Source organism: Amycolatopsis orientalis DSM 40040 = KCTC 9412, assembly GCF_000478275.1.
GTDB lineage: Bacteria > Actinomycetota > Actinomycetes > Mycobacteriales > Pseudonocardiaceae > Amycolatopsis > Amycolatopsis orientalis.
In genome coordinates, this window is sequence record NZ_ASJB01000042.1 from 18,710 (window position 1) to 28,502 (window position 9,793).

8 protein-coding genes are annotated in these 9,793 nt (G+C 71.4%); 3 read left to right on the top strand and 5 right to left on the bottom strand.

What is annotated here, in order from left to right; all coding sequences use genetic code 11:
* Window positions 1-394: 394 nt before the first annotated feature.
* The gene (locus L324_RS10650; protein ID WP_063624587.1) at window positions 395-2,458 is read right to left on the bottom strand and encodes an ArnT family glycosyltransferase; all 2,064 of its coding nucleotides are present in this window, start codon (window positions 2,456-2,458) and stop codon (window positions 395-397) included.
* 166 nt (window positions 2,459-2,624) lie between these two features.
* Between L324_RS10650 and L324_RS10655 the strand changes: the two genes are divergently transcribed.
* The 3 genes from L324_RS10655 to L324_RS10665 all read left to right on the top strand — a co-directional run bounded on the left by L324_RS10655 (window position 2,625) and on the right by L324_RS10665 (window position 5,090).
* A complete protein-coding gene (locus tag L324_RS10655) occupies window positions 2,625-3,161 on the top strand; it encodes a metal transporter (RefSeq protein ID WP_235783489.1) in 537 nt (178 codons plus the stop codon).
* A gap of 130 nt (window positions 3,162-3,291) precedes the next feature.
* The gene (locus L324_RS10660) at window positions 3,292-4,428 is read left to right on the top strand and encodes a sensor histidine kinase (protein ID WP_037306388.1); all 1,137 of its coding nucleotides are present in this window, start codon (window positions 3,292-3,294) and stop codon (window positions 4,426-4,428) included.
* Window positions 4,425-5,090 (top strand): response regulator, encoded by a 666-nt coding sequence (locus L324_RS10665; RefSeq protein ID WP_037306097.1) that lies wholly within the window; start codon window positions 4,425-4,427, stop codon window positions 5,088-5,090. The genes L324_RS10660 and L324_RS10665 overlap by 4 nt, the downstream gene beginning before the upstream one ends.
* 23 nt (window positions 5,091-5,113) lie before the next feature.
* On the opposite strand, the gene L324_RS42255 is transcribed toward L324_RS10665, so the two are convergent.
* The 4 genes from L324_RS42255 to L324_RS10680 all read right to left on the bottom strand — a co-directional run bounded on the left by L324_RS42255 (window position 5,114) and on the right by L324_RS10680 (window position 9,696).
* Entirely contained in the window at window positions 5,114-5,443 is a 330-nt protein-coding gene (locus L324_RS42255) for a hypothetical protein (RefSeq protein WP_152546792.1), read from the bottom strand.
* Between the two features lie 102 nt (window positions 5,444-5,545).
* Window positions 5,546-8,125 carry an amino acid adenylation domain-containing protein gene (locus tag L324_RS10670; protein ID WP_081736301.1) on the bottom strand — a complete coding sequence of 860 codons (2,580 nt, stop codon included), beginning with the start codon at window positions 8,123-8,125 and terminating at the stop codon, window positions 5,546-5,548.
* 32 nt (window positions 8,126-8,157) lie between these two features.
* On the bottom strand, window positions 8,158-8,982 hold the full coding sequence (locus L324_RS10675) for an SDR family oxidoreductase (protein ID WP_037306099.1): 825 nt from the start codon (window positions 8,980-8,982) through the stop codon (window positions 8,158-8,160).
* 3 nt (window positions 8,983-8,985) lie between these two features.
* Window positions 8,986-9,696, bottom strand: coding sequence for a thioesterase II family protein (locus tag L324_RS10680; RefSeq protein WP_037306100.1), 711 nt, complete (start codon window positions 9,694-9,696; stop codon window positions 8,986-8,988).
* Between the last annotated feature and the right edge of the window lie 97 nt (window positions 9,697-9,793).

Here is a 9,793-nt window from a genome sequence, read left to right on the forward strand (position 1 = left end):
GGGCTAAACGCGACAGCAAGGCCACTCGCGACCTCGGGAGTGGCGCAATGAAAGGTCCTTTCCTCGCAAATTTTGCGAGGAAAGGACCTTTCATTGCGCCGGTTCGTCCTGGGGTTCCGAGGGAGCGGGGGGCAGTGCTTCGCAGTTAGTCGGCTAAATGCGAAGCGAGCGTCGCGTCACGGGGGAGCAGGCACCCGAGGTGCAGCGGAAGAATGGGACGTTGAGCCTGGATCCACCGGTGATCGTGGGTGAGGTTGGTCGTGAGTGTTGAGTGTCGTTAGAACGACACTCAACACTCACGACCAGCTGGCCAGGGAGCGCGGGTGGCCCATGCGCCTCGCCGGGGACGGTCAGCGTCTCAAGCGTGGCGCTCGCGAAGCGGGCGTCACGGGGGTCAGGCACTTGAGGTGCAGCGGAAGACGAAGAGGGCGGGGTCACCGCCGTGCTCGGCGGGCGGGACGAGCGGGCAGGAGGCCGCCGCCCAGGCCACGATCCGGTACAGCTCCGAATCGGCCGTGAGGAGGCCGCCCGCGCCGCCCAGCACCACGTACCGCAGTTCCCCCGCCGCCACCATCTGCCGCACCTGCGCGAGCGTCGGCCGCGGTACCTGCCCGGAGAAGCCGCCCATCGGCAGGAAGCGCTCTCCGGTCGGCACGATGAACTGACCGGCGGTCTGCCAGGACGTCGTCGCCGCGAGGTAGCGAGCGCCTTCGCGATTCGCCCGCAGATAGTCGTACAGCCTCCGCTGCTCGTCGGTCAGGGTGTCCCTCGTGCCGCTGTCCAGATCCACTCCGACTGGCCCGCTCGGCCCCGCACCGGCCTCGAAGGCGGTGCCCGCGTACTTGTGGTCGAACGCCGACAACCCCCACGCGCACGGAAGCATCAGCACCGCGGCGAGGCCGGCGACGGCCGCGGGGGCGACCGTCGTGCGCTGCAGGGCGCCGACGGCCAGCACAGCGGTCGCCACCGCCGCACCGCCGAGGGAAAGCCAGGCCAGCCAAGGCAGGAAGTCCGCGTACCGCGTGGCCAGATACCCCACCCACGCGAGCTGCGCGACGAGCACCGAAGGCAGCATCCAGGCCGTCCGGCGTTCGCGGTGGAGCCGCAGGCCCAGCACGGCCCCCGCCGCGGCCAGGGCGGCCAGCGGGGGCGCGAGGGCGACGAGGTACGCGCTGTGCAGGACGGTCATCCGGCTGAGGACCACGGCGAAGGTCAGCAGCCACAGCCCCCACAGCAGGAATCCGCCCCACACCGGGTCGTCGCGCCGGGTCCGGCGGTACCGGACGAGACCGGCCGCCAGCCCCGCCAGGGCGAGCGGGTACAGCCAGCCGACCTGGGTCGCGTAGCGGTCGCCGAACAGCTTGTGCCAGGCCTGGGGCGGCTCTTCGGCCTTGGGCACAGGCGCAGGCGCAGGCTCAGGCGCAGGTTCCGGGACGGGTTCCGCGCCGGGCTCCGGAACGGGCTGCGGCTCCGGGACTCCGGGCGGCGGGGCGGCCAGGCGCTCGAGTTCGGGCGGCAGCACCAGCTCCCCGGTGCGCGAAGGATCCGTGAAGTCGGTCCGGGCGGCGCCGGGAACATGGAGTCCGAACCGGTCCACGCCGTTGTACCCGAAGACCATCGAGAACGCGTTGTCGTTGGTGGTCGCGTCCACGTAGGGCCGCTCCCCCGCGGGAGTCACCGTGTAGAGCAGGATCCAGCTCAACGAGACCGCGGCCAGGACGACACCGGCGATCGCGACCTGCCCGGCCCGCCGCCACCACGACGCGGGAGCGACGAGCAGATACGTCACGGCGAACGCGGGCACCACCATCCAGGCCTCGAGCATCTTCATCTGGAAGCCGACGCCCACCCAGACCGCGGCGAGGATCAGCCAGCGCGTCCGTGCCCCCGCCACCGCGATCATGAACGCGTCCGCGGCGAGCAGCAGGCACAGCGTCAGCGCCCCGTCTTCCATGGCGTGCCCGAACACCGAGGCCACGATCGGCGTGAGCGCGAACAGGCCCGCCGCCAGCAGACCCGCGGCGGCACCCAGCCAGCGCCGGACCAGCCGGTAGAGCACGAGCACCGAAAGCATGCCCCAAACGACCTGCGGCAGCGTCAGCGACCACTCGTGATAGCCGAAGATCCGCGCGGACAACGCCTGCGGCAGAAAAGCCCCGGCGAGTTTGTCGAGGGTGATCGAAGCGCCCGGATCGAAGGCGCCGTAGAAGAACGCCTTCCAGCTCACCGACATGCTCTTCACGGCGACCGCGTAATAGTCCGCGTATCCGCTCCGCCCGATGTTCCACGAATACAACGCGCCCGCGAGAACGACGATGCCGAGCAACACCGGACGCGCCCAGTGCGGCTGATCCGGTGGCGAGCGCCAGAACCGCAGCCGCGTCCGGCCACGTTCGGGTGTCCCGGCGAATTCCGTGGTTCCGGGCTGCGTCAACGGGGAAAGAGTCTCTTCGGCCACGGCGAGTCCCTCGACACGTAGGTGAAGTTACTGCGGTGAAGAGCACTTTAGGCGCCAGGAGCCGGACCACAGCAGTGTCAATATCGGCCTAAAGCACGGCCTTTCCCGCCCCCTCCTGTACTTTTGACCGGTTACCCGGGCGACGCCGCTTCCTATTCTTGGCCGCATGACTTCAGCGGAACGACCAGCGGGCATCATGGTCAACGTCGGGCTCGGCATCGTGTTCGCCGCGGGGATCGTGTTCACGGCAGTCATGCTCATGAACAGCTGGGGCGGCACGTCCTGGGTGTTCGGCTCGACCGTCGCGGTGGTGCTGTCCGGCCTCGCGCTGCTGCGCGAACGGCAGAAGACCCTCATCGCGGGCGCGGGTGTCGCCGTCGCGGCCCTCGCCGTCGTGGTGTCGCTGATCGCCGGTGATTCCCTGCCGAAGGAGCCCTCTCCCATCACGGGACTGGCCTTGGCCGTCCTCGTCGGCTCCGCGATCCGGACCCTGCCGAGCGGGGCTGCCATGGCCATCGCCGCGGGCGGTATCGCGGTGACCGTGGGCGCCTGGGTCGACGGGCGGACCACGGTGCCGTACCTGGCCACCGCGGTCATGGTCATCGCGCTGGTGGTGGGACCGTCGCTGCGGGCCCGCGACCACCACCTCCGGGTGACCGGTGCCCCGCCGCGGTCGTACTGGTCCGACTCGCCCCAGCGCTGACATGCGCGAAGACGCTCCCATCGCCCCGCCCGTCGGCCAGGACGAAACCCCCAGGTCCGACCGCTTCGGGCTGCCCGAGTCGCCGCCGTACGGCCCCTCCGTGCGGCGGCGATTCGGTAATCTGACCGGCGTGACCACTCCGGAGCGCTGGGTCAAGGTCGCTTCCGACACCGGGCTCGGCGTCCTGTTCCTCGCCGCGATCGCGCTCCAGGTCTTCGCCCTCGCGTCCAGCTGGGGCGGCGTGTCCTGGGTTCCGGGCGCCCTCGCCGCCGTCGTGGTGTGCGGGCTCGCCCTGGCACGACGCCGCGAGCGCACCTGGACCGCGGTCGTCGGGCTCATCGTCGTGGCGCTCACGATCCTGCTCGGCCTGCTGCCCGCCATCCACCTTCCCGCCGAACCGGGGCCGGCCATGGCGCTGGGCCTCGCGGTGCTCATCGGATCCGCGGTCCGGGCACTGGCGCCGGTGCGGGCCGGTGCCATCGGGGGCACCGGACTGCTGCTGATCGCCGTCCAGCTCATCGCCGGGCCGGTGTCGGCCGTACCCGCCATCGCCGCCGCGGCCTGCCTGGCGGGGGTCACGGCCGGACTGGGGCTGCGGCTGCACGACGGCAGGACGCGGGCCGCCGCCGACAGGGTGCGCCGGGACGAACGGCTGGAACTCGCCAGGGAACTGCACGACATCGTGGCCCATCACCTCACCGGGATGCTGCTCCAGTCGCAGGCCGCCCAGGTCATCGCGCGGCGGAATCCCGAAAAGGTCTCGGAGACGCTGGCCGAGATCGAGGCCGCGGGCACCGACGCCATGATCGCGATGCGCCGCGTCGTCGAGTTGTTGCGCGACACCGACGACACGGCTCCCGCCTCACCGGAGCCGGAGGGGCTGGGCGAGCTGGTCCGGCGATTCGGCAAACAGCACGCGAACGTCCGGCTCAGCACTCCCGGCGACGAGTCGGACTGGCCGCCCGAGGTGACCAGCACGGTGTACCGGATCGTCCAGGAGGCGCTGACGAACGTGCTGCGGCACGCGCCGCACGCCCGTTCGGTCGACGTGACCGTCGGCCGGGACACCGACGGCGTCACCGTCGAAGTCGCCGACGACGCCCCGCCGAGTCCGGCCCGCCCCCACTACCGCGGGGGTTACGGTCTGATCGGGATGCGCGAACGGGTCGAGACCCTCGGTGGGTCGCTGTCGGCCGGTCCGCGGCCCTCCGGCGCGGGCTGGTCCGTGCGGACGACCCTGCCCATCCCGACCAGGGAGCCCCGATGACCATCAAGATCCTGCTCGCCGACGACCAGGCGATGGTCCGCGCCGGCCTGCGGTTGATCCTGGAGGACCAGCCCGACATCGAGGTCATCGGCGAGGCCGAGGACGGCGCGGAAGCGATCAGCATGGCCAGACGGCTGCGGCCCGACGTCTGCCTGGTGGACATCAGGATGCCCAAACTCGACGGCATCCAGGTCGCCCGCGCGCTGGCGGGTCCCGGGGTGGCCGATCCGATGCGGATCGTCGTGGTCACCACCTTCGATCTCGACGAGTACGTCTACGGGGCCCTGCGCGGCGGCGCGGTCGGCTTCGTGCTCAAGGACGCCGGGCCGACGCTGCTCATCGAAGCGGTGCGGGCCGCGCACAACGGCGAGGCCCTGGTCTCACCGTCGATCACCTTGCGGCTGCTCAAGCATCTGAACAGCACCGGTGAGGTGTCGCAGACCGATCCGGCGCGGGCGGCGGCGCTGTCCGGCCGCGAGATGGAGGTCGTGCGGACCATCGCCCGGGGGCTGTCCAACCGGGAGATCGCCGCCGAACTGTTCATCTCCCTCAGCACGGTCAAAAGCCATGTCGCCGGGATCCAGACCAAGCTCGGGGCGCGCAACCGGGTCGGGATCGCGGCGTGGGCCTGGGAGAACCGGCTCGTGCAGGGCACCACCTGACGACGTGCCTGAGCGCTGGAATGTCACGAGCGCTTGTAGCTTTGGAAGTTGGCTATGCCGCCCTTGGCTTCACCGGGTGCCAGATGCACCCGATTTGTTCCACCACAGTTCTTGTCCCAGTACACGTAGTGGCCGTGGTCGGAACGGTTCAACGCGTAGGTGACCCAACCGCCGATATCGATGTTGATGCACTCCGACCCTTCGGCCGGGGGCCGATTGGCACACACGGCCCCCGTATTACAGAACCTCAGGTATCCGGACGGAACAGCCGCCGAGGACACCGCGGGCGAAAAGCTCAGCACAGCCGCCATTGCTGTCATCGTCACCACGGACCTGCGCATGATTCGCATCATTACCACTTCCTTTTCGTTTTACGAACACTTCCACCCTTTTATGTTCTCGTACAAAGCCTCGACCACACCAGTGCCGACCAATAGACGTATCCGGACAGGCCGTCAGGACCGCAGCGCATCGGCCAGCGCGCGCACCGTGGGGTTGAGATAGAGCGCACGCGGGTGCAGTGGCGGCAGCCCGCGCTCGCGCATCGCCGCCGCGATCCGCATGGCCAGCAGTGAATTCCCGCCTATTTCCCAGAAACTGTCGGACGCGCCGACGGCGAAACCGAGCACCTGCCGCCACACCGCCAGCAGCTCACTGGCGAGGTCGTCCCCCGCCGCAGGTTCATCCTCCACATCGGACTCCGGAAGAGACCCGGCCGCAGCGGGTGCGGCGGGTTCCGGCAGCGCGGCGAGGTCGACTTTCCCGTTGGCGGTCACCGGAAGCGCGGGCAGCGCGGTGATGGTCGCCGGGACCATGTGGTCCGGCAGGACACGGCCGATCCGCTCCCGCACCGCCGCCGTGGTCCCCTCCGAAAGCACCACGTACGCGTCGAGCCGTCCGGTGGCCGCGTCCGCCGCGTCGGTCCGGCGCAGCGTGACCGCGGCCGCGGTCACCCCGGCGCATTCCGCCAGCACCGACCTGATCTCCCCCAGTTCGATGCGGAACCCGCGCAGCTTGACCTGGTCGTCCAGCCGTCCGAGGTGTTCCAGCACGCCGTCCGGCCGTAGCCGTCCCCGGTCGCCGGTGCGGTACATCCGCCCGCCGCCGAACGGGTCGGCCGGGAAGCGTGCGGCGGTCAGCCCCGGCCGCCGCAGGTAGCCGAGCGCGATGCCGCGGCCGGCGACGTGGATCTCGCCCGCGACACCCGGCGGCGCGAGCCGCCCCGACTCGTCCAGCACGGACACCCGCCAGCCGGGAATCGGCCTGCCGACGGATCTCGACCCGGTGAGGGCGTGCCACCGGGTGATGGTCTCGGCGGTGACATGCACGGTGGTCTCGGTGATGCCGAACATGTTCACCAGACGGCAGCGGGTCTCGGGATACCGGTCCAGCCACGGCAGCAGGCTCGCGGCGTGCAGGGGTTCGCCGCCGAAGATCACCAGCCGGACCGCCAGCCGTTCGTGGTGCGCGCGGTCCACCTCCGCGAGCGGGGCGAACGCCGACGGGGTCTGGCTCAGCACGGTGACCCCGTGCCCCGCCAGCAGTTCGCGCACCTGCTCCGGCGACCGAGAGACCCAGTACGGGACGACGACGAGATGCCCGCCGGTGAGCAGGCAGCCCCAGATCTCCCAGACCGAGAAGTCGAACGCGACGGAGTGGAAGAACGTCCAGACGTCGGTGGCGCCGAGGGCGAAGTCGTCCCGGGTGGCGTCCACCAGCGCGACGACGTTGGCGTGCGGGACGAGCACGCCTTTGGGTCTGCCGGTGGAACCCGACGTGTAGATCACGTACGCCGCGTCGTCCGGGCCACCGCCGGCGGTGGCGGGCGGGCCGTCGCCGCACAGGGCCTCGACGGTCTCCGGCGTCAGCACCCGAAGTCCCGGGGACACGGGAAATCCGGTGAGCGTGGTGATGACGACGGAGAGCCGGGCGTCCTCGACCGTGTAGGCGAGCCGTTCCGCCGGATAGGCCGGATCGAGGGGAACGTAGGCGGCGCCCGCCTTGAGCACGGCGAGCAGGACCGCCACCAGTTCCGCCGACCGGTCGAGGCAGACACCGACGAGGTCTCCCGGGTTCACCCCGGCGCCGCGCAGGCCGTCGGCGAGCCGGCCGGACCACCGGTCGAGTTCGCGGTAGGAGACCTGACCGTCCTCATCGGACAGTGCGATCGCGTCGGGCCGTTCGGAGGCGCGCTCCGCGAACACTTCCGGGATGCGGCGCGGCCCGCCGTCCGGGGCCGGTGCCGGACGGCCGAGCGCCACCACGTGTTCACGCTCGGCCTCGTCGAAAATCTCTTTCCCCGCCGTGCGATGGGCTTCGGCGAGATGCCGGACGAACTGGGCGGCGATCGGCGGGCTCACCCAGGCGGGCCGGTAATGGCATCGCAGCTCGGCCGGGCCGACCGTGACGGTCAGCGGGAACGGGGGCGCCAGGCAGGACACGTACTCCCCTGCGCTGTCGAGAGCGAACAGTAATCCCGCGCCGGGAGCCCGCCCTGATCGGTCTCCCGGCTCGTACCGCGCGAGGACGGCTGCGAGCGCCGACGTCCACCGCTCGGGGTCCGGATCGGTGCCGGACGGCAAGGAGACCCGGAATTCGGCCGACTCGTCGTCCCCGAAAGCGCGGTCACCCAGTCCCCACTCCGGTACGTGCTCCGCGCCGGACCGGCGGCCCGGTGCCCGCGACCGCGCGGGAGCCGGGCCGCCCTCCAGCACCGCGGTGGCGAGCAGGCGTAACGCCGGGCCGTCGAACGCGGCCCGGTGCGCGACCACCACCAGCTCCGCCCGGCCGTCGGAGTACTCGATCAGCGCGGCCCGCGCCCCGCGCCGGGCATCGACGGGCCTGGCCAGTTCGCGCGCCCGGCGCCGGGCACCCGCCGGATCCTCGGCGGTGAACGGGACCCGCTCGGCCCAGAGCGCTCCCGGCGCCGCGATGCGCGCGAAGCGCCCGGCGACCACGTCGGCGTCGACAGGGCCGTCGAGCCGGAGGCACAGCGCGTGGCAGTGCCTGGCGTTCCTGGTCTCTTGCGAGGGCATGACCACATCCATCCAGGGTTCGGCGGCCGGGGTCAGCGGGCGGTGAACCCGCCGTCGACGGTGACGACCGATCCGGTGACCTGCCGGGATCCGTCGGAGGCGAGCCAGACGGCGGCCTCGGCGACGTCGGCCGGTTCGATCAGGGCGTTCATGGGCTGCGACTGGACGAACGCCGCTTCGTGCTCGCCGTCCGGCACCCGCAGCGATCTGGCGATCTCCGCCAGCATCCGGCCCTCCACCGCGGGGTCGTCCCGGACCGAGCCCGGGCAGAGGGCGTTGACCCGGACCTTCACCGGGGCGAAGTCGAGCGCCGCGGCCTTGGTCAGCCCGATGACGCCGTGTTTGGCCGCGACGTAGCCCGCGAAGTGGCGATACCCGACCAGCCCGGCCGTCGAGGCGACGTTGATGATGCTGCCGCTCCGCTGGGCGGTCATGATCTTGCCGACCGCCGCCGTCGCCCGCCAGGCGCCGGAGAGGTCCACGTCGATCATCAGCTGCCACTCGTCCTCGGTGATCTCGTCGGTGGGGGTACCCGACGGCGTGGCGATCCCGGCGTTGTTGACCAGGACGTCGATCCGCCCGCTCCAGCCATGGGCGGCGTCGACGGCCTGCCGCAGCGCGGGAAGGTCCCGCACATCCGCCTGCCGGGTCAGCACGGCGGCGCCTCGCTCGCGGCACAGGTCGGCGGTGTGCTCGAGCTGGCTCGCGCTGCCGAGCGGGTACGACACACCGGGCAGGTCCGCGCAGACGTCGAGGAGGACCAGATCGGCACCCTCGCGGGCGAAGGCGACCGCGCAGGCCCGGCCGAGGCCGCGGGCCGCGCCGGTGATGATCGCGGTCTTGCCGTCGAGTCGCATGGCTCAGCGCTCCCGGTGGGCGAGTTCGTCGTTCACCAGGCGCAGCAGGGCACCGGGATTCTCCGCGAGGTACATATGCCCGCCCTCGATCTCCTCCTGCGCGAACTCGGCACTGGTCGCCTGCAGCCACTCGGCCGTCTGCGCGGCCGTCACCAGGTCGTCGTCGGTCCCGCGCACGGCGGTGATCGGCCGCGGCAACGGCCGGGCGAGCGCGGGCACGTAGTCCTCGTGCATCTCGACGTCCGCGCGCAGGGTCGGCAGGATCAGCTCCCGCATGTCCGGGTCGGCGAGCGCCTCGTGGTCGTATTTGGCGAACTCCTTGACCCTGGCCAGGAACTCGTCGTCGGGGAGGCCGGTCGCGCGCCGGGTCCGCCGCGTCCAGGGGCCGGGCGAGCCGCTCACGAACAACCGCACCAGGTCGGCGTCGCTGCGCGCGACCAGCAGGTGGGCCAGTTCGTAGGCCAGTACCGCGCCGAGGCTGTGGCCGAAGACCGCGATCCGTTCCCCGGGCGCGAGTTCGGCGGTGACGGCGGGCAGCAGCCCGGCCGCCGCCTCCGCGACGTCCCGGTACGGGTCTTCGGAAAGCCGCCATTCCCGCCCGGGCAGCTGCAGCGCGATGATCCGCGGGTCCCCGTCGGTCAGTGCCGCCCAGGAGTGGAAGAACGAGGCGCCCGCCCCCGCGAAGGGGACACACACCAGGGATGTCCGTCGCATGTCCGCTCTCTCCGTTCCGTCCGCCGATGCTGTTGGCGGGATCCACCTCGGGGCGCTCCCGCGTTTAGTCCTCTGAATGCGGCCACGGCGTCGTCTG